At 69.5% G+C, this 25,585-nt stretch carries 22 protein-coding genes; 9 read left to right on the top strand and 13 right to left on the bottom strand.

Annotated elements, in window-relative coordinates:
* Positions 1-13: 13 nt before the first annotated feature.
* The 6 genes from ABD235_RS16895 to ABD235_RS16920 all read right to left on the bottom strand — a co-directional run bounded on the left by ABD235_RS16895 (position 14) and on the right by ABD235_RS16920 (position 7,040).
* Positions 14-1,291 (bottom strand): thymidine phosphorylase, encoded by a 1,278-nt coding sequence (locus ABD235_RS16895; protein ID WP_344175098.1) that lies wholly within the window; start codon positions 1,289-1,291, stop codon positions 14-16.
* Positions 1,288-1,680: a cytidine deaminase gene (locus ABD235_RS16900; protein ID WP_344175099.1), complete on the bottom strand. Its 393-nt coding sequence runs from the start codon at positions 1,678-1,680 to the stop codon at positions 1,288-1,290. The genes ABD235_RS16895 and ABD235_RS16900 overlap by 4 nt, the downstream gene beginning before the upstream one ends.
* A 132-nt stretch (positions 1,681-1,812) precedes the next feature.
* Positions 1,813-3,096: an ABC transporter permease gene (locus tag ABD235_RS16905; protein WP_344175100.1), complete on the bottom strand. Its 1,284-nt coding sequence runs from the start codon at positions 3,094-3,096 to the stop codon at positions 1,813-1,815.
* The gene (locus ABD235_RS16910) at positions 3,093-4,316 is read right to left on the bottom strand and encodes an ABC transporter permease (RefSeq protein WP_344175101.1); all 1,224 of its coding nucleotides are present in this window, start codon (positions 4,314-4,316) and stop codon (positions 3,093-3,095) included. The genes ABD235_RS16905 and ABD235_RS16910 overlap by 4 nt, the downstream gene beginning before the upstream one ends.
* Entirely contained in the window at positions 4,317-5,867 is a 1,551-nt protein-coding gene (locus ABD235_RS16915; RefSeq protein ID WP_344175102.1) for an ABC transporter ATP-binding protein, read from the bottom strand. It abuts the gene before it with no gap.
* A gap of 96 nt (positions 5,868-5,963) precedes the next feature.
* The gene (locus tag ABD235_RS16920; RefSeq protein WP_344175103.1) at positions 5,964-7,040 is read right to left on the bottom strand and encodes a BMP family lipoprotein; all 1,077 of its coding nucleotides are present in this window, start codon (positions 7,038-7,040) and stop codon (positions 5,964-5,966) included.
* 304 nt (positions 7,041-7,344) lie between these two features.
* Here ABD235_RS16920 and ABD235_RS16925 point away from each other — a divergent pair, with 304 nt between their 5' ends.
* Positions 7,345-8,532, top strand: a complete 1,188-nt coding sequence (locus ABD235_RS16925; RefSeq protein ID WP_344175104.1) for an amidohydrolase — start codon at positions 7,345-7,347, stop codon at positions 8,530-8,532.
* Here ABD235_RS16925 and ABD235_RS16930 read toward each other — a convergent pair.
* From ABD235_RS16930 to ABD235_RS16955, 6 genes are all read right to left on the bottom strand, one after another.
* Positions 8,529-10,103, bottom strand: a complete 1,575-nt coding sequence (locus ABD235_RS16930; protein ID WP_344175105.1) for an acyl-CoA mutase large subunit family protein — start codon at positions 10,101-10,103, stop codon at positions 8,529-8,531. The two genes, ABD235_RS16925 and ABD235_RS16930, sit on opposite strands and share 4 nt — an antisense overlap.
* Positions 10,104-10,180: 77 nt before the next feature.
* A complete protein-coding gene (locus ABD235_RS16935) occupies positions 10,181-10,339 on the bottom strand; it encodes a hypothetical protein (RefSeq protein ID WP_344175106.1) in 159 nt (52 codons plus the stop codon).
* Positions 10,340-10,676: 337 nt separating this feature from the next.
* The gene (locus ABD235_RS16940; protein ID WP_344175107.1) at positions 10,677-11,063 is read right to left on the bottom strand and encodes a DUF7674 family protein; all 387 of its coding nucleotides are present in this window, start codon (positions 11,061-11,063) and stop codon (positions 10,677-10,679) included.
* On the bottom strand, positions 11,060-11,542 hold the full coding sequence (locus tag ABD235_RS16945) for a hypothetical protein (RefSeq protein ID WP_344175109.1): 483 nt from the start codon (positions 11,540-11,542) through the stop codon (positions 11,060-11,062). The genes ABD235_RS16940 and ABD235_RS16945 overlap by 4 nt, the downstream gene beginning before the upstream one ends.
* Before the next feature lie 263 nt (positions 11,543-11,805).
* Positions 11,806-12,264, bottom strand: coding sequence for a hypothetical protein (locus ABD235_RS16950; protein WP_344175110.1), 459 nt, complete (start codon positions 12,262-12,264; stop codon positions 11,806-11,808).
* 155 nt (positions 12,265-12,419) lie between these two features.
* Positions 12,420-13,187, bottom strand: a complete 768-nt coding sequence (locus ABD235_RS16955) for a DUF4253 domain-containing protein (protein ID WP_344175111.1) — start codon at positions 13,185-13,187, stop codon at positions 12,420-12,422.
* A gap of 213 nt (positions 13,188-13,400) precedes the next feature.
* On the opposite strand from ABD235_RS16955, the gene ABD235_RS16960 reads away from it, so the two are divergent.
* Positions 13,401-14,570, top strand: a complete 1,170-nt coding sequence (locus ABD235_RS16960) for a glycosyltransferase family 4 protein (RefSeq protein WP_344175112.1) — start codon at positions 13,401-13,403, stop codon at positions 14,568-14,570.
* On the top strand, positions 14,567-15,670 hold the full coding sequence (locus ABD235_RS16965; RefSeq protein ID WP_344175113.1) for a glycosyltransferase: 1,104 nt from the start codon (positions 14,567-14,569) through the stop codon (positions 15,668-15,670). Before ABD235_RS16960 ends, ABD235_RS16965 begins: the two co-directional genes overlap by 4 nt.
* Positions 15,671-15,710: 40 nt before the next feature.
* Here ABD235_RS16965 and ABD235_RS16970 read toward each other — a convergent pair whose 3' ends face one another.
* Positions 15,711-16,526 (bottom strand): MBL fold metallo-hydrolase, encoded by an 816-nt coding sequence (locus ABD235_RS16970; protein WP_344175114.1) that lies wholly within the window; start codon positions 16,524-16,526, stop codon positions 15,711-15,713.
* A 308-nt stretch (positions 16,527-16,834) separates the two neighbouring features.
* Between ABD235_RS16970 and sdhC the strand changes: the two genes are divergently transcribed.
* The 6 genes from sdhC (at position 16,835) to ABD235_RS17000 (ending at position 25,527) form a co-directional block, all read left to right on the top strand.
* Entirely contained in the window at positions 16,835-17,212 is a 378-nt protein-coding gene (gene sdhC / locus ABD235_RS16975) for a succinate dehydrogenase, cytochrome b556 subunit (RefSeq protein WP_344175115.1), read from the top strand.
* Positions 17,213-17,215: 3 nt separating this feature from the next.
* On the top strand, positions 17,216-17,671 hold the full coding sequence (locus ABD235_RS16980) for a succinate dehydrogenase hydrophobic membrane anchor subunit (protein ID WP_344175116.1): 456 nt from the start codon (positions 17,216-17,218) through the stop codon (positions 17,669-17,671).
* A gap of 12 nt (positions 17,672-17,683) precedes the next feature.
* Positions 17,684-19,426, top strand: coding sequence for a succinate dehydrogenase flavoprotein subunit (gene sdhA / locus ABD235_RS16985; RefSeq protein WP_344175117.1), 1,743 nt, complete (start codon positions 17,684-17,686; stop codon positions 19,424-19,426).
* Positions 19,426-20,130 (top strand): succinate dehydrogenase iron-sulfur subunit, encoded by a 705-nt coding sequence (locus ABD235_RS16990; RefSeq protein ID WP_344175118.1) that lies wholly within the window; start codon positions 19,426-19,428, stop codon positions 20,128-20,130. Before sdhA ends, ABD235_RS16990 begins: the two co-directional genes overlap by 1 nt.
* 556 nt (positions 20,131-20,686) lie before the next feature.
* The gene (locus ABD235_RS16995) at positions 20,687-20,908 is read left to right on the top strand and encodes a hypothetical protein (protein WP_344175119.1); all 222 of its coding nucleotides are present in this window, start codon (positions 20,687-20,689) and stop codon (positions 20,906-20,908) included.
* A gap of 392 nt (positions 20,909-21,300) precedes the next feature.
* Entirely contained in the window at positions 21,301-25,527 is a 4,227-nt protein-coding gene (locus ABD235_RS17000) for a S8 family serine peptidase (RefSeq protein ID WP_344175120.1), read from the top strand.
* The last annotated feature ends 58 nt before the right edge of the window (positions 25,528-25,585 follow it).

Below are 25,585 nucleotides of genomic sequence, written 5' to 3' on the forward strand. Positions count from 1 at the left end.
CCCACCGACAGATCTATCCAGTGATGCGGTCGATGATCAGGTCCTGCGCCTCGTACGGCGTACCGATGTCGACCGCGTCGGCCAGTGACTCCAGGGCACGCTCGAAGCGGGCGGCGTCGTCGGCGTGCAGGGTGAGCAGCGGCTGACCGGCGGTGACCTCGTCGCCCGGCTTGGCGTGGAGCTCGACGCCGGCGACCGGCGAGACCGGGTCCTCCTTGCGCGCACGCCCGGCACCCAGTCGCCACGCGGCGACGCCGACGGCCAACGCGTCCAGCCGGCTGAGCACGCCCGACGACTCCGCCTTGACCACGTGCTGCTCCGGCGCGACGGGCAGCTCCGCGTCCGGGTCGCCGTCCTGGGCGGCGATCATCCGCCGCCACACGTCCATCGCCGAACCGTCCCGCAGCTTCTCCGCCGGATCCACATCGGTCACCCCGGCCGCCGCGAGCATCTCCGCCGCCAGCGCGACGGTCAGCTCGACGACGTCCGCCGGACCACCACCCGCGAGCACCTCCACCGACTCCCGTACCTCGAGCGCGTTGCCCGCGGTCAGGCCGAGCGGTGTCGACATGTCGGTCAGCAGCGCGACCGTCCGGACGCCGGCATCAGTGCCCAGGGCAACCATCGTCTCGGCCAGCTCCCGCGCGTCGGCGAGGTCCTTCATGAACGCCCCGGTGCCGACCTTCACGTCCAGCACCAGCGCGCCGGTGCCCTCGGCGATCTTCTTGCTCATGATCGAGCTCGCGATCAGCGGGATCGCCTCGACCGTTCCCGTCACGTCGCGCAGCGCGTACAGCTTCTTGTCGGCCGGCGCGAGCCCGTCGCCGGCCGCGCAGATCACCGCGCCGACGTCCTCGAGCTGGTTCATCATCTCCGCGTTCGACAGCGCGGCGCGCCAGCCGGGGATCGACTCCAGCTTGTCGAGCGTCCCGCCGGTGTGCCCGAGTCCCCGTCCGGACAGCTGCGGTACGGCGACGCCGCAGGCCGCGACCAACGGTGCCAGCGGCAACGTGATCTTGTCGCCGACCCCACCGGTCGAGTGCTTGTCCGCGGTCGGCCGGGACAGTTTCGCGAAGTCCATCCGCTCGCCGGACGCGATCATCGCCGCGGTCCAGCGGGCGATCTCGCGCCGGGTCATCCCGTTCAGCAGGATCGCCATCGCCAGCGACGACATCTGTTCGTCGGCGACCGCGCCGCGGGTGTAGGCGTCGATCACCCAGTCGATCTGCCCGTCGCTCAGCTCACCTCGATCGCGCTTGGTCCGAATGACGTCGACCGCGTCGAAGTTCACTGGTCCTCCAGGTTCTCGGGCCCGAACGCTTCGGGCAGCAACTCGCGCAGCGGGCGGCTGCCGGTCTTGGACTCCAGCAGCAGGTTCGGTCCGCCGTGCTCGTGCAGCAGCTGCCGGCATCGTCCGCACGGCGTCAGCAGTTCCTCGTTGTGATCCACACAGGTGAACGCCACCAGGCGTCCCCCACCGGTCGCGTGCAGCGCGGAGACCAGTCCGCACTCGGCGCACAGGGTCAGCCCGTACGACGCGTTCTCCACGTTGCACCCGGCAACCACCCGGCCGTCGTCCACCAGGGCGGCCGCGCCCACGGCGTACCCGGAGTACGGCGCGTACGCCTGCCGCATCGCAGTCACAGCAGCAGCACGCAGGGCAATCCAGTCGACATCCACCTGACCAGCATCCCCCATCACCCAACCCGCCCTTCCACAGCGTCCGAAGAACTCGCATGCGTCCGAACAACCGTGCGCTATAGCCTCGGGTTCTTCGGACGCATCCCGATTCTTCGGACGCCAGGCCCCGGGCTACTCGGTGACGTAGGGCTCACCATCGGCCTTCGGAGCTCTCACTCGGCCAACCAACCCAGCGACGGCGATGACCGTGGCCAAGTACGGCGCCATCAGCAGCAGCTCGCCCGGGATCGGGGTCTGGATGATCTGCAGCTGCGACTGCAGCTGAGTCGCGAAGCCGAAGAACAGTGCCGCGACCATCGCGCCGATCGGGTGCCAGCGGCCCATGATCAGTGCGGCCAGCGCGATGAATCCGTTGCCCGCGGTCATCTCCTTGGAGAACGACCCGGCGTACCCGACGGTGAAGAACGCCCCACCGAGCCCCGCGAGCACACCCGCCCACAGGACGGCGGAGTACCGCACCCGCTTCACGCGAATGCCGACCGTGTCGGCGGCCTTCGGGTGCTCGCCGACCGCGCGGACCCGCAGACCCCAGCGGGTCTGGAAGAGCACGAACGTGACGACCGCGACCGCGATGTAGGTCAGGTAGACCAGAACCGTCTGGTTGAACAGGATCGGCCCGACGAACGGGATGTCGCCCAGCCCGGGGATCTTCACCGCCGACAGCACGCTCGGCGTGTTCAGGTTCTCCGCGTCCTCCTGCAGGAACTGGTCGAACAGGTACCCGGTGATGCCTGACGCGAACACCACGAGCACGACCCCGAGCACGACCTGGTTCACCAGGTACTTGATCGAGAAGACCGCCAGCAGCCACGCCATCAGTACGCCGCTCACCGCCGCGGCGATCAGCGCCGCCGTCGCGCTGCCCGTCGTACTGGACACGACGGCTGCCGTGAACGCGCCGACCAGGAACTGCCCCTCGATCGCGATGTTGATCACGCCGGCCCGCTCGCACAGCACGCCGGCCAGCGCCCCGAGGATCAGCGGGGTCGCGAAGTTCAGCGTGCCCTGGAACTGGTTCGCCAGCGGGAACGTCTTGCCCGCCGCCGCCCAGCACAGGAACGCGCCGATGAAGCAGATCCCCAGGACGACGGCCAGCCAGCCCGAGTACCTCTGCGGCACCCGGCGTACGACGTAGGCGCCCGCGGCAACCAGTCCGAGCAGGCCGAGCAGGAGCGCCACCGGCTGGGCCGGTACGCCGAGCAGGTTGTTCTGCAGGTCGCCCGAGACCAGCTGGAAGGTCGCCTTGCCGCCTCCGGTGAAGATCGCCAGCCCGAGCCCGATCAGCGCGAACACCAGCATCAGCCCACCGACGCGCAGCCGCCGCGTCCGGTCGGCCGGAGCCTCGATCGCGGCCGGCGCGGGCTCGCGGACCACGTCCTGAGCAGTGGAGGTCATCCGTTCCAGCCTTTCGCGAGGACGGCGCCGATCCCGCGTTCCTTGGGCAGGAACCGGAAGACCGAGCGCACCAGCGCCGGGGCCGCGACGAACAGCACGATCACGGCCTGCAGGACGGTGGTCAGGGTCAGCGGGGTCTGCGTCTGCAACTGCATCTGCAGACCGCCGGCGTTCAGCGCACCGAAGAGCAGACCGGCCAGGACCGTGCCCAGCGGCGTACCGCGACCGAGCAGCGCGACGGTGATCGCGTCGAACCCGATCGAGGCGGCCACACCGTCGGTCAACGGGAGATCGGTACCGAGCACCTGCTGCGTGCCGGCCAGGCCGGCGAGCGCCCCGGCCACGACCATCGCGATCAGGTACGCCCGGCCGACCGACATGCCCGCCGTCCGGGAGGCGTCCGCGTTGGCGCCGACCGCGCGCAGCTCGAAGCCGATCGTCGAGCGGTTCAGCAACCACCAGACGAAGACCGCGGCCAGCAGCGCGAGCAGGAACCCGACGTGCAGCCGGGTGTCGCCCATCTGCGGGTACTGCGCGTTGGCGTCGACGATCGGGCTGATCGGGTCCTCACGACCGGGCCGCTTGAAGGCCGTTGTCGTCAGCAACCACTGCAGCAGGTAGATCGCGACGTAGTTGAGCATGATCGTGACGATCACCTCGTGCGCACCGGTCCGCGCCTTCAGCAGGCCGACCACGCCGCCCCAGATCGCACCGCCGATCAGACCGGCCACGATCGCCAGCACCAGGTGCAGGACCGGCGGCAGGTGCCACGCGAACCCGACGTACGCCGCCAGGATCGCGCCGATGATCAGCTGGCCCTGGGCCCCGATGTTGAACAGCCCGGTCCGGAAGGCGAGCGAGACCGCGAGGCCGCCACAGATCAGCGGCGTCGCCTGGGTCAGCGACTCCGCGATCGGGTTCATGCCGCCGAGCGCGCCGACGGCCAGGGCCTTGTACGCCTCGCCGACCGCGGTCAGCGCGGCCGACAGCGTGTCCAGCGGCGCGGCGCCGAAGTACCCGACGGCCGCTTTCACCTGGTCGTCGCCGACGATGATCAGGATCGCGCCGACGACCAGCGCCAGCACGATCGCGCTCAGCGAGACCAGCCCCTGCACCGCCCAGGACGGCAGCCCGCTCGCGGCCGGCTCCTTGACCGGGCTCGCGGGCGCCGGCTCCTGAGTCGGCTCCTGGGCCGGCTCGGTGGTCGTGTCGTTGCTCATCTAGATGGTTCCCAACGTGGTCGGGTGCTCGGTCGCCTCGGCCTCGGCCTCGCGTTTGCTGGCCCCGGCCATCATCAGCCCCAGCTCGTCGCGCGGGGTGTCGGCGGGTACGACGCCGACCACCTTGCCGCGGTACATCACCGCGACCCGGTCGGCCAGCGCGGCGATCTCGTCCAGCTCGGTGGACACGATCAGCACCGCGGTGCCCTGGTCGCGCTCCTGCACGATCCGGGTGTGCAGGAACTCGATCGAGCCGACGTCCACGCCGCGGGTCGGCTGCGACGCGACCAGCAGCTTCAGCGGCCGCGACAGCTCCCGGGCCAGCACGACCTTCTGCTGGTTGCCGCCGGACAGCGACGACACCGGCAGGTCGGCACCCTGCGTACGGATGTCGAACTCCTGGATCCGGGCGTGCGCGTTCTTCTCGATCTCGTCGGTCCGCAGCGAAAGACCCCGGCCGAACGGCTCGTCGCGGAACAGGTCGAGCACCAGGTTCTCGGCGACGGTGAAGCTGCCCACGAAGCCGTCGTGACCGCGGTCCTCGGGCACGTACCCGATCCCGGCGTCGAGCCGGTCCCGCGTACTGCGGCCGGTCAGGTCGTTGCCGTCCAGCGAGATCTTGCCGGCCGCGATCGGGGTGAGCCCGAGCAGCGCCTCGGCGAGCTCGGTCTGACCGTTGCCCTGGACACCGGCCACGGCGAGGATCTCGCCGGCCCGGACCTCCAGGTCGACCGCGTCGACGGCCGTGAACCCACGCTCGTCGATCACCGTCAGGCCCTCGATCGTGAGCACCGCGGCGCCCGGCTGAGCCGGTTCCTTGTTCACCACCAGGTCGACCGCGCGGCCGACCATCAGCTCGGCCAGCTCCTCCTCGGTCGCCGACGGCTCGGCCTGGCCGACCACCTTGCCCCGGCGGATCACGGTGATCTTGTCCGCGATCGCCTTGACCTCCTTGAGCTTGTGGGTGATGAAGACGATCGAGGTGCCGTTCTCCTTGAGCTGCCGCATCACCGTGATCAGCTCGTCGATCTCGGCCGGGGTGAGCACCGCGGTCGGCTCGTCCAGGATCAGCACCCGGGCGTCGTTGGTGAGCGCCTTGATGATCTCGACCCGCTGCTGCACACCGACCGGGATGTCCTCGACCAGCGCCTCGGGGTCGACCTCGAACCCGTACCGGTCGGACAGCTCGCTGACCAGCGCGTGCGCCTTCTTGCGGTCCAGCACGCCGCCGGCGTGGGTGTTCTCCCGGCCGAGCATGATGTTCTCGGCGACGGTGAAGACCGGGACCAGCATGAAGTGCTGGTGCACCATGCCGATGCCGTGCCCGATCGCGTCGCTGGGCGAGGTGATCGCGACCTTCTCGCCGTCGATCACGATCTCGCCGGAGTCGGGCTGCAGCAGCCCGTAGAGCATGTTCATCAGGGTCGACTTGCCGGCCCCGTTCTCACCGAGCAGGCAGTGGATCTCACCCGGTTCGATGACCAGGTCGATGTGGTCGTTGGCGACCAGCGAGCCGAAGCTCTTGGTCAGGCCGGACAGCTCGAGATGCATGCGGGCAGCCTCTCTTCAGACGGCGAGCCAGGAAGGCGGCCCCGGTGGGGGCTTCGCCTTCCTGGCTCGCACCGTACTACGCGGTTGCGCTGTGGGTCAGGAGGCCTTGGGCTGAGCCTTCGACGCGACCGGGACCTTGCCGCTGATGATGTCGGCCTTCAGCGTCTCCAGCTCGGTCTTCAGCTCGGCCGGGACCTTGCTGTCGAACTCGTGGAACGGCGCCAGCGACGTACCGCCGTTGTCGAGGGTGCCGATGAACTGGCTGTTGTCGAACTTGTTGTCGACCACGGAGACGACGGCGTCCTGAACGGCGACGTCCATGCCCTTCTTGACGCTGGTGATCAGCACCGAGCAGTACTCCGCGGCGCTCTCGCAACCGTCGGTGTCGACCCAGATGGCGTTGACCTTGCCGTTGCTGGCCTTGGCCGCCTGCAGACCGCCCAGACCGGACGGGCCGGCCACCGGGAAGATGATGTCGGCGCCCTGGGTGATCAGGTTCTGCGCGGTGTTCTGGCCCTTGGCCTTGTCCTCGAAGTCACCGGTGAACAGGCCGGACTGCTTCGCGTCGTCCCAGCCGAGCACCTGGACGTTCTTGCCCTTGGCCTGGTTGTAGTAGCGCACGCCCTCGGCGAAACCGTCCATGAAGATCGTCACCGGCGGGATCTTGATGCCGCCGAAGGTGCCGACCTTGCCGGACTTCGACATCGCCGCGGCGAGGTAGCCGGCCTGGAAGCTGGACTGCGCGGTGTTGAAGCCGAGCGGCTTGACGTTCGCGATCGGCTTGGCCGGGGCCGAGTCGACGATCGCGAACTTGATGTCGGGGTTGGCCGTGGCCGCCTTGTCGGTGGCGTCCTCGAGCTTGAAGCCGACCGCCACGATGACCTTGCAGCCGGCCTGGACCATCGCGGTCATGTTGGTCGGGTAGTCGTTGTCCGACTTCGACTCGGCCTTGACCTCGGTCAGGCCCTTGTCCTTGACGGCCGCCTGGAGACCGGCGTACGACGTCTGGTTGAACGACTTGTCGTCGAACCCACCCGAGTCGGAGACCATGCAGGCCTTGAAGTCCTTGTTGGCGCTGCCACCGGCCGAGTCCTCGGTCGGCTTGCTGCCACACGCGGCGACGGCGAGCGTCACCGCGCCCACGATCGCCAGTCCCCGCACGTACTTCTTCACCGGACGTCTCCTTCGTCAACCATTTGCTTGGTGCGCGGCACGCCTTCCCCAGCGTGCCGCATCCGCAGACTATAGGGGCCGCCGCCGCTTTCTTTGAACGTCAAGACGGCCTCGATACCGGAAAGTGACCGGCGCTTTCGTCACAACTCCGCAACTTCTCCGGATCGGTCACCGTCCGCGCGCCTCAGGTCACGCAGCGCCTCCCCTGGTCCGGCCATGGTGTCTCGCCGATCACACTCGGTGACCGGTGCCCGGCGCCGATGGCCCTCCGATCACTGCCAGTACCGGATGAGATGATCGGCCGATGGGAAACTCGCGCCACCTGCTGCTGTCCGACGTCGCGGCTCGCGTCGAGGAGGTGCGGGAGCAGTCGATCGCCGTACGGCGTGACCTGCACGCGCACCCGGAGCTCGGGTGGCACGAGGTGCGCACGACCGAGGTGATCAGGCAACAACTCGTCGACGCCGGGCTGTCGCCGCAGGTGCTGCCGACCGGGACCGGGCTGATCTGCGACATCGGGTCGGGCGACTCCTGCGTGGCGCTGCGGGCCGACATCGACGCGCTGCCGGTGCCGGACGGGGTCGCCAACCCGTGGCGGTCCACGATCGACGGCGTCGCGCACGCCTGCGGCCACGACATCCACACGTCGGCGCTGGTCGGCGCGGCACTGGTGCTGGCCGGGATGGCCCGCGACGGGCTGCTCGACCGGCGGGTGCGGCTGATCTTCCAGCCCGCCGAGGAGGTGATGCCCGGCGGCGCGCTGGGCGTAATCGCCGCCGGCGGCCTGGACGGCGTACGGCGAATCTTCGGGCTGCACTGCGATCCCCGGTTGCAGGTCGGCCAGGTCGGCCTGCGGGTCGGCGCGCTGACCGCCGCGGCCGACCGGATCCTCGTCCGGCTGACCGGCCCGGGCGGGCACACGTCCCGCCCGCATCTCACGGCCGACCTGGTCTACGCCCTCGCGACCCTGGTCACCGAGCTTCCCGCCGCCCTGTCCCGCCGGGTCGACCCGCGCGCGGGCATGTCGATGGTCTGGGGCCGGATCACGTCCGGCTCGGCCGCGAACGCGATCCCGGCGCGCGGCGAGGCCGAGGGCACGCTGCGCTGCCTCGACGTGAGCGCCTGGCGCCTGGCCGCGGAGCTGATCCCGGGGCTCGCCGAGCAACTGGTCGCGCCGTACGGCGTACAGGTGGACACCGAGGTCACCCACGGCGTCCCGCCGGTGATGAACGACCCGGCCGCGATCGAGGTGTTCCGGACGGCGGTCGAGCAGACCATGGGCTCCGACGCGCTCGCCCAGACCGACCAGAGCCTCGGCGGCGAGGACTTCGCCTGGTACCTCGAGCACGTGCCGGGCGCGATGGCGCGGCTCGGCGTACGGCCGCTCGGTGAGGACCGCGCGGCCGACCTGCACACGCCGGGCTTCGACCCGTCCGAGGACGCCATCACCCTCGGCACGAAGATCCTGGTGTCGTCCGCCCTGCTCGACTAGAAGGCGTCGGCGGGCACGTACACGCCCCAGACTTCGCGCAGGGCGTTGCAGACCTCGCCGACGGTCGCGCGGGCCTTCAGGGCTTCCTTCATCGGGTAGAGGCAGTTGTCGTTGCCTCGGGCAGCGTTCTGCAGCTCGGCCAGGGCCTTGTCGACGGCGGCCTGGTCACGTTCGGCGCGCAGCTTCGCGAGGCGCGCGACCTGCTGGGCCTCGATCGCCGGGTCGACCCGCAGCGGCTCGTACGGCTCCTCCTCGGCGGCCTTGAACTTGTTGAGCCCGACAACGACCCGCTCGCCGCTGTCGATCTGCAGCGCGATCTTGTACGCCGACCGCTCGATCTCCTGCTTCTGGAAACCCTTCTCGATCGCCGCGACCGCGCCGCCGTACTCCTCGACCTGGTCCATCAGCTCGCGCGCCGCGGCCTCGACCTCGTCGGTCAGCGCCTCGACGACGTACGAGCCGGCGAACGGGTCGACGGTCGCGGTCACGTCGGTCTCGTAGGCCAGCACCTGCTGCGTGCGCAGCGCGAGCCGGGCCGCCTTCTCGGTCGGCAGCGCGATCGCCTCGTCGTACGAGTTGGTGTGCAGCGACTGCGTGCCACCCAGGACGGCGGCCAGGCCCTGCACGGCGACCCGGACCAGGTTGACCTCGGGCTGCTGCGCGGTCAGCTGCACGCCGGCCGTCTGGGTGTGGAAGCGGAGCATCAGCGACTTCGGGTTCTTGGCGCCGAACTCGTCGCGCATCACCTGCGCCCAGATCCGCCGGGCGGCGCGGAACTTCGCGACCTCCTCCAGCAGCGTGGTCCGGGCGACGAAGAAGAACGACAGCCGCGGCGCGAACGCGTCCACGTCGAGCCCCGCGGCGACCGCGGCCCGGACGTACTCGATCCCGTCGGCCAGCGTGAACGCGATCTCCTGCGCGGGCGTCGCCCCCGCCTCGGCCATGTGGTAGCCGGAGATCGAGATCGTGTTCCAGCGCGGCAGCTCGGCCTGGCAGTACCCGAAGATGTCGCTGATCAGCCGCAGCGACTCCTTCGGCGGGTAGATGTAGGTGCCGCGGGCGATGTACTCCTTGAGGACGTCGTTCTGGATCGTCCCGGTCAGCTTGTCGCCGCTGACCCCCTGCTCCTCGGCGACCAGTTGGTACAGCAGCAACAGCACCGAGCCCGGCGCGTTGATCGTCATCGAGGTCGACACCTGGTCCAGCGGGATCTTGTCGAACAGGATCCGCATGTCGTCGATCGAGTCGATCGCCACCCCCACCTTGCCGACCTCACCGTGCGCGAGCTCGGCATCGGAGTCGTACCCCATCTGCGTCGGCAGGTCGAACGCGACCGACAACCCCATCGTCCCCGCGTCGATCAGCTGGTGGTACCGCTGGTTCGACTCCTTCGCCGTCCCGAACCCCGCGTACTGCCGCATCGTCCACGGCCGCTGCGTGTACATCGTCGGGTAGACCCCCCGCGTGAACGGGTACTGCCCCGGCTCCCCCAGCTTCTCCGCCGGATCGAACCCGTCGAGCGGCCCGTACACCGGCTGAAAGTCCCACCCGGACTCGGTCTGATGGCTCATCCTCTTACGGTATGCGCCCAGTGCCGCTACTGATACACACAACCCGGTGACATCCAGCACGCACCGTGAGCGAGGTCTCAGTCCTGCGCCTTCCGGCGAGCCAGTTCCTTGACCGCGAACTCTCGTACCACCGCATCCTCCGTCTCGACCACCCGCCGCAGCGCCTCGTCCGCACGCAACGCACCCAGCGCACGAACCGCCTTTCTGGCCAGTGCCCGGTTCTCGTCGAACTCCAAGTACGCAGGCAGCACCAGGTCGTGCGGTACAACGCCTCCACCGCCGCAGGGTCTCGCGATCGCCCCAACACCGTGACAACGTCCTCGTGCTTCACATGCCAGTCCGCACCGACGAGCCCGACAAGCAACCCGAAGTGCTCCGGTCCGAACCCGAACGCGTTGCACACGATCAAGGCAGCCTCGACCTCGTCAGCGTCCTGACGCTCAACAGCCTCGCGCAGCAACGTCAGCCCAACTCCCGCCCGTCACCGGCCCCGAAACGCCTCAAGAACTCGCCGGGCGACAACGGATCCCGGCCCCGGGAACCGTCACCAAGGAAAACACCAACTGCTCCTGCTCAGGTGTCACCCGCATCCTCCTCGCGGTCGAGCGCCCCACGAAGGAGTGGACCAGCTAGCTGCCGGGTCCGCTCACTCCAGGTTGGATCCTGCAGCATGTGCGGGACGATCCGGATCTCCGTTGCGTCGCGAACACTCTGATCAGGGCTTCCGAGCAGACGTTCGATGAACGCGTACGCGTCGCGCAACAGGGCGGGATTCCCGGTCGCCATTGCGCGCTTCAGGATCTCCCACCTGAAGACTTCAGAGATCAACCTGTAGTCGATCACGCCGCCGTACTCCGCCATATGCGTCATCAGGGCGTCGATCTGACGCCCATACTCCGGAAACGCCACCTTGAGAGCGCCGGGAACTCCATCCACGTTCGGAACCGGTGGACCAGTCATTCGCAACTCCTCGACTGCTGCCGTGCCGACATCTGTTCCGGACCGGCTGACAATTCACTTGAGGCGCTACGCAACTCGCCGGCCAAACCGGCTGGCAGCGCATCCCATCCGGACATTTCAGCAATGATTTCCCGAAGAAAGTTCGGATCGAAGCCCGGCCGCCGCACCATGGCCGGGACCCAGGAAGCCGACAGTTGCATCCAGTACGGGCGCCCCGAGGACCATGCAGTTACCACTGTCTCTTGGACAAGCGTCTCCGGGCCCGCAAATCCCCGACCCTCGAGTCGATCCCACACGCCGTACAGGTTCTCGAGGCACTCCGAGAGTTCGTTCTCCAGGAACGGCCACAGCGGCACATATCCCGCCGCCTGAAGCGACGCGCGTGCTTCTCCCTCCACGCCGACCCCGATCTGCCCATCAGGCATGAGGCCGATCCACGCTCCATCACCACGACAGATCAGCGGCTGCCACTCACCCACAGAACCCGAATCCACAGTCAACGTCCTTCAACTCTCCGGAGGACCAACCGGAATCCAGCCTCGCCGACCGGGGAACTACCAGGCTCGGCTCGACGCGGGCGCTCCCGGACACTGAATCCAAGACAGACGACGAAACCGTCCTCAGCCACCGGGGTCAACGTCAAACACTGAAACTTCCGGACGTGCTCAGCCGGTACCTCCGCGAACCTCAACATCTCAGCCCGAGACGCAATGACCGACAGGACGGAGCAGCGGTGTCGGGCTCACGTTGGGAGCAATTCGATCAGTACGGCGGTAGTCCAGTCGGGCACGGCGGTGGCGGGGACGCCGAGGGCCCGCAGGTAGCGGTGGAGCATCTCGCAGGTGAAGCGATCCCGCTTGTGCCGGCGCTGACGGCTGTCGCCATCCTCGAAGTCGTACGGGCGGCCGGCGGTCTCGAAGATCCAGCGTCCGCCGTCATCGGCGGCGACCACGGACCGTTCCAGTGCCAAGGGTGACTCCGTGTCCGGGCCGTAGACCTCGAGGATCCGCGCGGGGTACCCAGGCCCCTCGTCGGGGACGCACACGGCGCGGATCGCGCGGCACCGGAGTTGGCGGGCGGCCAGACTCGGCATGACTCCGACGTCGGTGCCGTTCGGCCCGTTGTTCAGCATCAGGGTCCAGCCGGCCAGGTCGACGAACGCGTACCGGCTGAGGGGCGCCGTCGGCATCAGGGCCGTCATCACATCGTCCACCGAGGACCAATCCGGGCTGACGATTTCGAATGCGGCTCCAAGCCCGGCGTAGCACCAGTTGGCCAGTCCACGATGGTCCGCCTGGAAGTACCCGACCTCCTGAGCTACCGGCCCGGCGACGTACGAGGGGTGGTTTCCGGTTGTCAGTCCCACCAGAAGGACCAACTGTTGGCGTTCTGGATGTCGGCGGCGTATTCGCGGAGGGCTCCAGGGGACAGTTCGATGGTGTCTGGGCAGAAGGCCCAGTGTTCGGCGGCCACGTGGAGGGCGTGCTCCTCAGACGTGGGTGGGGCGGCGACGCTGAGGTCGAGGGTGTCGAAGCCGAGTTTGACGACCCGTACGCCGAAGCGGTCTTCCCAGCTCCGGAGGGTGGTCAGGAGCGGGGCGATGTCGTTGGAGTGGTTGAGGGGGCCGTTCCAGCCGACGACGGCGGGGAGGTCCGCGCTCCGGTTCGCCTTGGCCAGGAGGAGGCGGGCCGGCGGCTCGTCGGCGGCGAGCCAGCATGCGAACTCGTCCGGCGAGCCGGCAGAAGCCCCGGGCCCTGCCAGGCCCGGGGAGGTCAAGCCGAACGGCTCCAGGGACTCGGTGTACTCCTCCAGGTCCTCGTCGTCGGGCAGAAGCTCCGACCAGAAGGACTGCAGGACCTCGGCCGGGCTCTGGGCGTCGATGGCGGTGACGGGCCCTGGGGTCAGCTCGCTCGGGTCGTCCCAGGGCCGCTTCGCGTCGTACTCCAGGAACTCGGCGAGGACGGGCCAGAGTCCTGTCCGCGGGTGGTCCGCGACCAGACGGCGGTAGAGCTCGGCGTCGACCGGGTCGTCGCTGAGCCAGTAGAGCGGGGCGTCAGCGGTGGCGCCGATCAGCCGCCCCGGCGGGAGGCCGTCGGGTAGGAGAGCGCTGAGTTCACTGGCCACCGGGAGTCCTTCGGTTCGTCGGAGTGGCTGTGAGCGTAGACGGCACGGCCGACAGTCCACGATGTGACGCCGGGTGTTCGGTTGGCAGCTACCGGCGATCGCTTGGTGGTTACCGGCAAGTCACTCGGTGGCCCGGACAGTGTCGTCCACGGATCGGCCGTCGGTCACGGAGGCGTCGCCGAGGGTTCACCGGGGGCCGGGAACCTTTGGGGTGTGCGCATCGTGATGGTCGCTGAGTCCTTCCTGCCGCAGATCAATGGCGTGGCGAACACGGTTCGTCATGTCGCCGACCGGTTGCTCGCGCGGGACCACGAGCTGCTGATCATGGCCGCCGGCCCCGGGCCGGACAGTTACCACGGGGTGCGAGTGATTCGCGCCCGGAGCTTCGGGATCCCTGGGTACAAGGAGTTCCCGGTGGGGCTGCCCGATCCGGGGATCGAGCGGGCGATGGCCGACTTCCGGCCGGATCTCGTGCACCTGGCCTCGCCGTTCATTCTCGGCGCGTACGGGCTGCGGGCCGCGCGGCGGCTCGGGTTGCCGACGGTGGCGATCTTCCAGACCGACATCGCCGGGTTCGCGCGGCAGTACCCGTGGTTCGCCAAGACCGACCGGGCTGTCTGGGCCTGGCTCCGGCGTACGCACTCGCGGGTCGACCGGACGCTGGCCCCTTCGTCGGCAGCGATGCAGCAGCTGATCGAGGCCGGCGTACCGCGGGTGCAGCACTGGGGTCGGGGCGTGAACCTCGAGCTCTTCGATCCCTCCCACCGTTCGGAACAGTGGCGCCGGGAGATCTCCCCCGACGGCAAACCGATCGTCGGGTACGTCGGCCGGCTGGCCGCGGAGAAGAAGGTGCGCCGGCTCGCCGAGCTGACCGAACTCGGGTGCCGCGTCGTGATCGTCGGCGACGGCCCGGACCGCGCCTCCCTCGAAGCGAAGTTGCCGGAAGCAACATTCCTGGGTATGCGGCGCGGCGCCGAGCTGGCCTCGATCTTCGCCGGTCTCGACGTGTTCGTGCACACCGGCGAGCACGAGACGTTCTGCCAGACGATCCAGGAGGCGCAGGCCTCCGGCGTCGCGACGGTCGGGCCGGCGGCGGGCGGTCCGCTGGATCTGATCCACCCCGGTGAGAACGGGCTGCTGTTCGAGCCCGGCAAGGCCGGGTCGCTGCGGGACGCCGTGGCGTTCCTGCTCGACAACCCCGACGCGCGCGCCTCGATGGCGGCGCACGGGCTGCGCCGGGTGCAGACGAGGACCTGGCCGGCGGTGGTCGACGACCTGGTGGACCGGCACTACGCGGAGGTGCTCGCGGAGAAGCAGCTCACGACCGCGTTGACAACAGAGACCGCAGCAGGCCGTACGGCGCGCGTCCGGCGGGCCGCATGACTTTGCGGATCGCTCAGTTGGCGAACTTCGTCGGCCCCACCTCCGGCGGCATGCGCACCGCGATCGAGCACCTCGGCCAGGGCTACGTCGAGGCCGGCGCCGAACGGATCCTGATCACGCCCGGCGAACGCGACAGCGTGACCCACACCGAGCACGGCACCGTCGTACGGATGAAGGCACCGAAGGTCGGCGGCGGCTACCGGCTGATCACCGACCCGTGGCGCGTGATCGAGACCCTCGAACGCTTCGCGCCGACCACGGTCGAGATCTCCGACAAGTCGACCCTGCTCCCGGTCGCCCGCTGGGCCAAAAAGAACGACATCGGTTCAATCCTCTTCAGCCACGAACGCCTGGACGCGATGCTGTCACTCAGAACCGGGCGTCAGTTGGGCGTCGCCGCCGGGGTCGGCGCGCTCTACAAACTCCTCAGTCGCACGTACGACGCGGTGGTGGTCACCTCGCGCTACGCGGCCGCCGAGTTCGACGAGGTCACCACTCCCCTCATCCGCATCCCGCTCGGCGTCGACCTCGACACCTTCCACCCGTCCCGCGCCGAACCCGTCGACGACGGCCTCCTCAAACTCGTGCACGCCGGCCGCCTGTCCCGCGAGAAGAGCCCCCACCTCGCCGTCGCGACCGCCGTCGAACTCCACCGCCGCGGCGTACCGCTCCGCCTCGACGTCTACGGCTCCGGCCCCCACCTCGACGAACTGATCACGATCGCCGGCACCGCCCCCGTCCACTTCCACGGCTACGTCGACGGCCGCACCACCCTGGCCGAACACCTCGCCGAAGCCGACATCGCCCTGTCCGTCTGCCCCGGCGAAACCTTCGGCCTGGCAGTCCTCGAAGCCCTCGCCGCCGGCACCCCCGTCGTCACCGCCGACACCGGCGGTGCCCGAGAACTCGTCACCGACTCCTGCGGCCGCTGGGGCCAAGCCCACCCGAAAACCCTCGCAGACGCCGTACTGGAGCTGACCCAGGTCCCCAACCGCCGCCGAGCCGCCCGCGAACGAGCGGAGCAGTACGACTGGGACACCTGCGTGCAACGCATGCTCCGGCTGCACACGCAACTCACTCAGGGCAGGCTCGCGGCCTAGTTGCAGAGCCCGCTCCCGGCGGGCTCAGCAACTGCCCGACTCACGTCAGGTGGTCGAAGTCCCCCCGGGCCCAGGCCGCGTGGCGGTCGGCGGAGAAGCGGACGACCTGCTTGGCGTCGGCCGGGATGGAGGCGCCGAAGTTGCCGTACAGGCGGTCGTAGGTGAAGACGTCCAGTGCCTTCGCGACCCGGTCGACGACGGCACCGGACAGCGGGATGCGGTTCGGGTACGAGCGCATGAAGCTCACCGACGTGCGGTCCGGGTTCGCGAAAAGGGTGTCCCCGGCAAGGATCACGCCCTTGCCGTCGGCACCGGCGGCCCAGTGCACGACCGCGCTGCCGGGGAAGTGGCCTCCGGGCTGGATCAGCGTCACGCCGGGCAGCAGGTCGAGCTGGCCCGACCAGGTGCGGATCGCCGGGTCCTGCCGGGCGACCCACTCGGCGTCGGCCTCCGAGACGTAGACCGGTACGTCGCCGAGCCGCTTGCTCCACTCCACCTGTACGCCGTACATGTGCGGGTGGCTGGCGATGATCGCCTTCACCTCACCGAGCGCGCGCACCGCCTCGACAGCCGCGTCGTCCAGGTACCCGATCGGGTCCCAGAGCAGATTGCCCTCGCTGGTCCGCACCAGCATCGACTGCTGACCGATCCCGGCGCCCGGCTCGGAGGTGATGCCGTGCAGGCCGGGTTCGACCTCCTTCAGGTTCACCCGGTAGCCGGCCGCGGCCAGCTCCTCCAGCGTGGTCCAGTGCTGGCCGTCGGCCGGCACCCACTGCCGCTCGTCGGCGCAGATCGCGCAGACCTCGACCTGCTCGCTGTGCTCGACCGCGCAGGTCGCACAGATCCAGAAACTCACCGTCGTCCCCTCTCTTCTCGCTGTCGCCCGCCCCGGGGCCGGCAGTTCCGACCCTAGGCCCGGATCGGCCGACCGGAACGGGCCAATCCGGCGTAAACAGCACGGGCCAGTGAGCCCGGTCACCAGCAGCGACAGCCGGGAGATCGATGTCACATGAGGACCGTCAGGAAAGGGTTCGGCACAGCGATAGCATCAGAAACGGTCTGGTTCCCTTCCGGACCGAGCCGATCGCGGCCAGCTGCTGAGTCCCCCGCCCCCTGGAGTCGCGTCCCCCGGCTCTCGGTCTGTCGTCCGATCGGAGGATCGGTTTGCCCAGCAAACCAGCCGGCACCCTGTACCGCGGCCGCGAGGGCATGTGGTCGTGGGTGGCGCACCGGATCACCGGCGTCGGGATCTTCTTCTTCCTGCTGGTGCACGTGCTCGACACCGCGCTGGTCCGGGTCTCCCCGGAGGCGTACAACGAGGTGATCGGCACCTACAAGAACCCGATCGTCGGCCTGATGGAGGTCGGTCTGGTCGCCGCGATCCTGTTCCACGCCTTCAACGGCATCCGGCTGATCCTGGTGGACTTCTGGGCCAAGGGCCCGCGCTACCAGCGCCAGCTGATGATCGGCGTCGGCGTCGTCTGGGTCGTCCTGTTCGTGCCCTTCGTGATCCGGCACCTGTCCCACGTCTTCGGAGGCTGAGCCATGACCGAGATCGCGGCCCCGCGTTCCTCCAGCCGGTCCCGCTCGCTCAAGGGCGGCGGCCGCAACCGCTCCGGCCAGACCAACTTCGAGCTGTACGGCTGGCTGTTCATGCGGCTGTCCGGCCTGGCGCTCGTCGTACTGGTGCTGGGCCACCTGTTCGTCAACCTGATGCTCGGCGGCGGCATCACCGCGCTCGACTTCGGTTTCGTGGCCGGCAAGTGGGCCAACCCGCTGTGGCAGGTCTGGGACCTGCTGATGCTGTGGCTGGCGATGCTGCACGGCACCAACGGGATGCGCACGATCATCAACGACTACGCCGAGAAGGACCAGACCCGGTTCTGGCTGAAGAGCCTGCTGATCACGGCCTCGATCGTGATCGTCGTACTCGGCACCCTGGTGATCTTCACCTTCGACCCCTGCCTAGACCCGAACAGCACGCTGTCGGTCTGCAAGTAAGGACAGTTCAATATGCAGCGGCACCAGTACGACGTAGTGATCGTCGGTGCGGGCGGTGCGGGGATGCGCGCCGCCCTGGAGTCCAGCAAGCGGACCCGGACCGCCGTGCTCACCAAGCTCTACCCGACCCGGTCGCACACCGGCGCGGCCCAGGGCGGCATGTGCGCCGCGCTGGCCAACGTCGAGGAGGACAACTGGGAGTGGCACACCTTCGACACCGTCAAGGGCGGTGACTTCCTGGTCGACCAGGACGCCGCCGAGGTGATGTGCCGCGAGGCCGTCGACGCGGTGCTCGACCTGGAGAAGATGGGCCTGCCGTTCAACCGGACGGCCGAGGGCAAGATCGACCAGCGCTTCTTCGGTGGCCACACCCGCAACCACGGCGAGGCCGTCGTACGGCGGTCCTGCTTCGCGGCGGACCGCACCGGCCACATGATCCTGCAGACGCTGTACCAGCAGTGCATCAAGCAGAACGTCGAGTTCTTCAACGAGTTCTACGTGCTCGACCTGCTGATGGTCGGCGGCCGCGCGACCGGCGTCGTCGCCTACGAGCTGGCCACCGGCGAGCTGCACATCTTCAGCGCCAAGTCGATCGTGTTCGCCTCGGGCGGCTTCGGCAAGGTCTTCCGTACGACGTCCAACGCGCACACCCTGACCGGTGACGGCATGGGCATCGTGTGGCGCAAGGGCCTGCCGCTGGAGGACATGGAGTTCTTCCAGTTCCACCCGACCGGCCTGGCCGGCCTCGGCGTGCTGCTGTCGGAGGCCGCCCGCGGTGAGGGCGGCATCCTGCGCAACAAGGACAACGAGCGCTTCATGGAGCGGTACGCGCCGACCGTCAAGGACCTGGCGCCGCGGGACATGGTCGCCCGCGCGATGGCCAACGAGGTCCGCGAGGGCCGCGGCTGCGGTCCGGACGGCGCGTACGTGATGCTCGACCTGACCCACCTCGAGCCCGCGCACATCGACGCGAAGCTGCCGGACATCACCGAGTTCGCCCGGACCTACCTCGGCGTCGAGCCGTACACCGAGCAGATCCCGGTCTTCCCGACCGCGCACTACGCGATGGGCGGCATCCCGACCAACATCCGCGGCGAGGCGCTGGCCAACAACGACGACGTCATCCCCGGCCTGTACGCCGCCGGCGAGGTCGCCTGCGTGTCCGTGCACGGCGCGAACCGGCTGGGCACGAACTCGCTGCTCGACATCAACGTGTTCGGCCGCCGGGCCGGGATCGCGGCCGCGGAGTACGCCGAGACCGCCGAGTTCGAGGAGCTGCCGGAGCAGCCCGAGGAGTTCGTCGTCGACCTCGTCGAGGGACTGCGCAACGCGACCGGCTCCGAGCGCGTGGCCGCGATCCGGGCCGACCTGCAGGCCACGATGGACCTGAACGCGCAGGTGTACCGGACCGAGGGCTCGCTGAAGCAGGCGCTGGTCGACATCGAGGCGCTGAAGACCCGGTTCGCCAACGTCGCCGTCCAGGACAAGGGCAAGCGGTTCAACACCGACCTGCTCGAGGCCGTCGAGCTGGGCTTCCTGATCGACCTGGCCGAGGTGCTCGTGGTGTCGGCGCTGGAGCGCAAGGAGTCCCGCGGCGGGCACTTCCGCGAGGACTACGACAAGCGCGACGACGTGAACTTCATGCGGCACACGATGGCCTACCGCGAGGTCGATGCCGACGGCAACATCAACATCAGGCTGGACTACAAGCCGGTCGTCCAGACTCGCTACAAGCCGATGGAGCGCAAGTACTGATGGACGTCAAGGTCAAGATCCTCCGGTACAACCCGGAGGTCACCGAGGACTCCGAGTGGATCACGTACTCGGTCACCCTGCAGCCGACGGACCGGGTGCTGGACGCGCTGCACAAGATCAAGTGGGAGCAGGACGGCACGCTGACGTTCCGCCGCTCCTGCGCGCACGGGGTCTGCGGTTCGGACGCGATGCGGATCAACGGCCGCAACCGGCTGGCCTGCAAGACGCTGATCAAGGACCTGAACCCGGACAAGGAGATCACCGTCGAGCCCATCAAGGGCCTGCCGGTGCTCAAGGACCTGGTCGTCGACATGGAGCCGTTCTTCGACGCCTACCGCTCGGTGATGCCGTTCCTGGTCACCGACGGGCACGATCCGAGCCGGGAGCGGATCCAGTCGCAGTCCGACCGGGAGCGCTTCGACGACACCACCAAGTGCATCCTCTGCGCGGCCTGTACGACGTCCTGCCCGGTGTTCTGGTCCGACGGCCAGTACTTCGGCCCGCAGGCGATCGTCGGCGCGCACCGGTTCATCTTCGACAGCCGCGACGAGGGCACCGAGCAGCGGCTGGAGATCCTGAACGACAAGGAAGGCGTCTGGCGCTGCCGGACCACCTTCAACTGCACCGACGCCTGCCCCCGCGGCATCGAGGTCACCAAGGCGATCCAAGAGGTCAAGCGCGCGCTGATCTTCCGCCGGGTCTGAGCTGGAGCCGAAGGAGCTTCCGCTCTCATCCGGTTCACCAGCCGCCGCGCCCGTCGTTCCATTGGACGGCGGGGGCTGGCGGGTGGGAACACGACGGGCGGCAGGGCAGACCTCGGCGCCGGGTGGGGAGTTCCGGTCTCAGCCGCTACGTCTGACCTCCCTCCCGCGTGGAGGTGGTCGAGCGGCGCACGGCGACCCGGAGGTGCGGCCACCCCGGGGACAAGGAGTTGCCGCTCCCAGCCGCGCGCCCGCCGTTCCATGCGACGGCGAGGGGCTGGCGGGTGGCTCCGGCGGTCAGGTACCCGACGACCGGTGGTGCACGCGGGCGTTGGCGCTGGGGAGCCCCGCCCGGGTGCGGGCCGTCGTGAGGCGGGAGCGACCCGAACCATGGCGAGGTTGCAGGGATCCCCTGTGCCGACGGCCTCCAGCCAGCCACCCGGACTGAGCGCGGCTGCAGTCGCAGGCATCGCCCGTTGCGCAACTGTGAGGTTTGCCGGGGGTGGCGGGTGGTGACCATGTCTCGTTGGGTACAGACAGTCGCCCGCAGCAGAACCTGATGGGGAAGGTATTTCCCGTGCTCACCACGCTCGACGCTCCGCAGGCCCTGGTCGCCGACACCGACCAGCCGGCCGCTCCGCACGCCGCCCTGTATGCCCTTGTGGACCACCCCCGCCGCCACTGGCTCCGGCTCGACCGCCGCTGGCTCGCCGAGGCGGTCGTCGCGGCCGTCGCACTGACGCTGGCCATCAGCGCCTTCGCGCTCGCCGGCCACTTCTGAACCAGCTGACGAAGAACCCCCGGACCCGACGGTCCGGGGGTTCTTCGCGTCCGGCGTACGGATCTCGGCCTCGGCGCGGGCCTGTGTCGACAGTCTGCTGACCTGGTCATTGCTCACGGCGCCCCGGAGACCACCCGGTCCGGGGGCGCGGGCGTACCTGGGCCCGGAGGTGTGCGTGCCGATCGCCGCACCCCGCCGTCGGATGGAACGGCGGGCGCGGTGGTTGGTGTGCGCCTGGGTGCGGCAGCGCGTTGTTCCGGGCGCCGGAGTGGCCGGTCGATGCCATGGCCAGGTTGGCCACGGATTTCGTTGAGGCGGCGAGGCAGCGGGCGCTAGAACTCTTGTGACCGCTCACCGACTCTGGGTGAGCTCCCCTGCTGAAGGACCGCCCAGTGCCCCCTGCCCGATCACGCTTCCGCCGCCGCGCGGCCGTTGCCGCCCTGACCACACTGGCGATGCTCGGCGCTGCCGCCGTGTCCGCGGCGACGTCGAGCGCCGCCCCGCCGCCCACCTCCCCGGTCGGCGTCGCCGCCCCTGGGGCAGGCTCCCGCGTGACCGCCGCCAAGGCCAGTTCCCCGGAGCGGTACATCGTCACGCTGCGGGATCCCGCGGCAGCGTCGTACGCCGGCGGCGTGGCCGGCAAGGCGCGGACGGCGCCTCGTCAGGGTGAAGGGCTGCGGGCCGACTCCGCGCCCGTGAAGGCCTACCGCGAGTACCTGCGTGGGCGGCAGACCACCACCGCCGCGACCGTCGGCAGTCGCGTCATCTCGTCGTTCTCGGCGGCTCTGAACGGGTTCACCGCGGAACTGTCCGCCGTACAGGCCGAGCAGTTGCGCACCGATCCGTCGGTGCTGTCGGTCGTCAAGGACGTGCTGCGCAAGCCGCTCGCCGTCTCCTCCACCGACTACCTCGGGCTGAGCGGCGACAACGGGGTCTGGGCAACCAACGGCGGTGTCGGCAAGGCCGGACAGGGCGTCGTGGTCGGCGTCGTCGACACCGGCATCGCGCCGGAGAACCCGGCGTTCGCCGGAGCTCCGCTCGGCACGACCGCGGGCGCGGAGCCGTACCTGGACGGCAGCACGATCAAGTACCGCAAGGCCGACGGCGGAACCTTCACCGGTGCCTGTACGACGGGCGTCCAGTTCACCGCTGCCGCGTGCACGACCAAGCTGATCTCGGCCCGGTACTTCGTCGACAACTTCGGCGCCGACCACATCGGTACGCCGCAGACGGGCGAGTACCTGTCGCCGCGCGACGGTTCCGAGCACGGGTCGCACACCAGCAGCACCGCCGCCGGCGCGCACGACATCGAGGCCGACCTGAACGGCGTACCGGTCGGCAGGTTCTCCGGCGTCTCCCCGGCTGCGAAGGTCGCGGCGTACAAGGCCTGCTGGAGCGGGCCGGCGGCCGGGCCCGAGGACGACGGCTGCGCGACCGGCGACCTGCTCGCCGCGATCGACGCGGCGGTGGCCGACAACGTCGACGTGATCAACTACTCGATCGGGATGGCCTCGGGTGCCGAGAGCACCGACTCGATCGTCGACGAGGCGTTCCGCAACGCCGCGTCGGCCGGCATCTTCGTCGCCGCGGCCGGCGGCAACGCGGGCCCGGACAGCTCGACGGTCGACAACGCGTCGCCATGGATCACGACCGCCGCGGCCAGCACGATTCCGAGCCGGACCGCCACCGTGCGGCTCGGCGACGGGACGGCTGTGCTGGGTGCGTCGGTTTCGTTGCCGGGTGCACCTGTCGATGGACCGCTGGTCGCCGCGTCGGTCGCCGGTACGCCGACCGCTTCGCAGCCGTCACTGTGCGGCCCCGGGTCCCTCGACTCCGCGAAGGTGGTCGGGAAGATCGTGCTCTGCGAGCGCGGGACCGTCGATCGGCTGGCGAAGTCCGCCGAGGTCAAGCGCGCCGGCGGGATCGGCGTGATCCTGGTCAACCCGACGCCGGACTCGGTCGATCTGGATGCGCACAGCTTGCCGACCGTCGCCGTTGACGCCGACCGGTACGACGTACTGACCGCGTACGCCGCGAGCGATGCGCCTTCCGCGACGCTGGTCGACGGAAACCCGGCGAACCTGCCGGAGCCCGCCACACCGCAGATCGCCGGGTTCTCCTCGCGCGGTCCGGTGCACGCCGACGGCGGTGACCTGATCAAGCCCGACCTGGCCGCGCCGGGCGTCGGGATCCTTGCCGCGGCGGCCAACGCCGCCGGGCAGCGGCCGGCGTACGCGTTCCTGTCGGGGACGTCGATGGCCTCGCCGCACGTGGCCGGCCTGGCCGCGCTGTACCTCGGACTGCACCCGTCGGCGACGCCGGCCGAGATCAAGTCGGCGCTGATGACGACGACCCGGCCGACGGCCGGCGAGTCCGCCGGCGATGTGTTTGCCGAGGGCAACGGACAGGTCGACCCCACGCGGTACCTGAGCCCGGGACTCCTCTACCTGAACGGGCCTGACGACTGGGCCGGATACCTCGCGGCGATCCACGGTGACGCGTCGGCGCCGGATCCGTCGGACCTGAACTTGGCGTCGATCGGCGTCGGCGCCCTGGCGGGGCGGCAGACGGTGACGCGGACGGTGACCTCGACCGGCGCCGGGACGTTCACCGCTGATCCGGTCTCGCTTCCCGGCGTACAGACCGTTGTGGAGCCGTCGACGCTGAGCTTCACGGCGGCCGGCCAGAGCAAGAGCTTCCAGGTGACCTTCACACGGACCACCGCGCCGCTCGACGCGTACGCGACTGGTCAGCTGGTCTGGCGCAGTGGTGAGCAGACCGTGCGCAGTGCGCTCGCCGTACGGCCTGTTGCGCTGGTGACCCCGGCTGAGGTCTCTGCCAGCGGCAGTACCGGCCGTACGACGCTGACTGTCGCAGGTGGCGATGTCCTGGACGTCCCGCTCGCTGTGACGGGGCTGAGCCGCGGGCAGCGACTCGACGGCTCCGGTACCGCTGGTGGAGCGACGCAGAACCAGGTGATCGAGGTGCCGGCCGCTACGCCGCACGCCAGGTTCGCGCTGACCACCGGAACCGCCGGCGCGGACCTGGACCTGTCGGTCTACCGGATCAACGACTACGGCGACCGGCTGCTGGTCGCGCGGGCGGCTACGCCCTCTGCTGGTGAGCAGATCGATCTGGACGACCCACAGGCCGGGCTCTACCAGGTTGAGGTGAGCTTCTACGCCGGCACCGGAGTGCTCGGGTACAGCCTGACAAGCTACGTGCTCGGCTCTACCGAGGGCTCCTTCGCCGCGGCGCCCACGACGGTCTCGCTGGGCATCGGCAGCAGGACACCGGTCGAGCTGTCCTGGCAGGGGCTCCGGCCGGGAGGGCAGTATCTGAGCCGGGTGAATTACGGCGACACCGGGCATACGTCGTACGTGGTGGTCACCAGCGATCCCCGGACCGGCCCGCCTGTCGGTGATCCGGGTGCGCGGCCGCGGGTCTCCGTCAAGCCGGACTACGCGCTGGCTGGGCGGCCCGTCGCCGTTGTCGGGAGCGGTCTGGTCCCTGCTGTTGGCTATCAGGTCCTGTTGAAGGGCACTGCACAGGTGCTCGCGAGTGGACGCGTCAGCGACGACGGACGAGTGGGGCTGCTGGTCACGCTGCCTGCCGGCCTGAAGGCCGGCGAGCAGACCGTTGAGCTCCGGTACGCCGGGAAGACGGTGTCGGACTCGCTCATGGTCACTCCGGTGGTGCTGCGCGGGCTGTCGGGTGACGACCGGCAGGCTTTCGACGGGAACCCGTACGTCGCGCTGGTGGGTGCGGTGAGCGGCAAGGGCTCGGTGCGGGTGACCATCAAGGGACGCACGAGCGTGTATCTCGACCAGACGGTGGCAGTCGACAGCGGGACGCTGCAGGCGATCGACTGGACGTCTGCTCGGGTGGAGACCCGGGCGGAGAAGCTGACCGCGACTCTGACGGTCCAGCTGAACCATCGGCGGGCCGGGCAGAGCAAGACGGTCAGCTGGACGCCCGCCGCCGGGGCGGCGAGCTCTGCTTCGATTGCCAAGGCTTCTGCTCGGCAGGCTCAGGTGTCGTTCACGAACCGCAGTGAGCGGGTGGTCTTCCCGACGCTGCGCTACAAGCTGACCAGCGGGGACGTCGTCTTCGCGACGCTGCAGGTCGATCCGGAGCAGACTCTGTCGCGCACGTACGACGTGACCGGTGTCGACCGACTCGACCTGGTACTCGACGGCGCTGCTGTGGCGACGTACCGCAACCTGGACAAGAGCCGGCTGACCGGGCGGCCGGTGATGGCCGAGCCGTTCTGGGCAACGTTCCACCGCGGCACCGGCCAGCAACTGCAGCTGACGCTCACCAACCGCCCAGCGGGGTACAGCGGGCTGTTCTCGCTCCTGCTGGGTCAGGGCACGGACATCTACACCGGGCCGAAGGAGCTGTACGCCGAGGACATCCCGGTCGTCTACAGCCCGGAGGAGAAGGCGCCGGTCTCGCGGACGCTGAACGTTCCGGCCGGTCGACCGCTGTGGGCGACGGCGTTCTACGAGGTGGTCAGGCCGGACATCCAGTACCTCGCCGTACGGACCATGCTCGCGACGCCGCTGACGCACGCCGACCTGGCGCCGGTCCGCGGCCGCCCGACCTTCACCGGTTGAGCTTGACCACAGTCCACATCCCGCGGTAACCCCCATCGGCGCCCCGGAGAGTTGCACC

This window comes from Kribbella lupini, from assembly GCF_039529595.1.
In the GTDB taxonomy this organism is placed as follows: Bacteria; Actinomycetota; Actinomycetes; order Propionibacteriales; family Kribbellaceae; genus Kribbella; species Kribbella lupini.

Bases quoted from the DNA above. Each gene is read 5' to 3' on its own strand.
- ABD235_RS16925 (WP_344175104.1), top strand. From the start codon at position 7,345: ATGGGAAACTCGCGCCACCTGCTGCTGTCCGACGTCGCGGCTCGCGTC.
- ABD235_RS16915 (WP_344175102.1), bottom strand. From the start codon at position 5,867: ATGCATCTCGAGCTGTCCGGCCTGACCAAGAGCTTCGGCTCGCTGGTC.
- ABD235_RS16950 (WP_344175110.1), bottom strand. From the start codon at position 12,264: ATGACGGCCCTGATGCCGACGGCGCCCCTCAGCCGGTACGCGTTCGTC.
- ABD235_RS16995 (WP_344175119.1), top strand. From the start codon at position 20,687: ATGGGGAAGGTATTTCCCGTGCTCACCACGCTCGACGCTCCGCAGGCC.
- sdhA (WP_344175117.1), top strand. From the start codon at position 17,684: ATGCAGCGGCACCAGTACGACGTAGTGATCGTCGGTGCGGGCGGTGCG.
- ABD235_RS16940 (WP_344175107.1), bottom strand. From the start codon at position 11,063: ATGACTGGTCCACCGGTTCCGAACGTGGATGGAGTTCCCGGCGCTCTC.
- ABD235_RS16905 (WP_344175100.1), bottom strand. From the start codon at position 3,096: ATGACCTCCACTGCTCAGGACGTGGTCCGCGAGCCCGCGCCGGCCGCG.
- ABD235_RS16930 (WP_344175105.1), bottom strand. From the start codon at position 10,103: ATGAGCCATCAGACCGAGTCCGGGTGGGACTTTCAGCCGGTGTACGGG.
- ABD235_RS16980 (WP_344175116.1), top strand. From the start codon at position 17,216: ATGACCGAGATCGCGGCCCCGCGTTCCTCCAGCCGGTCCCGCTCGCTC.
- ABD235_RS16965 (WP_344175113.1), top strand. From the start codon at position 14,567: ATGACTTTGCGGATCGCTCAGTTGGCGAACTTCGTCGGCCCCACCTCC.
- ABD235_RS16990 (WP_344175118.1), top strand. From the start codon at position 19,426: ATGGACGTCAAGGTCAAGATCCTCCGGTACAACCCGGAGGTCACCGAG.
- ABD235_RS16910 (WP_344175101.1), bottom strand. From the start codon at position 4,316: ATGAGCAACGACACGACCACCGAGCCGGCCCAGGAGCCGACTCAGGAG.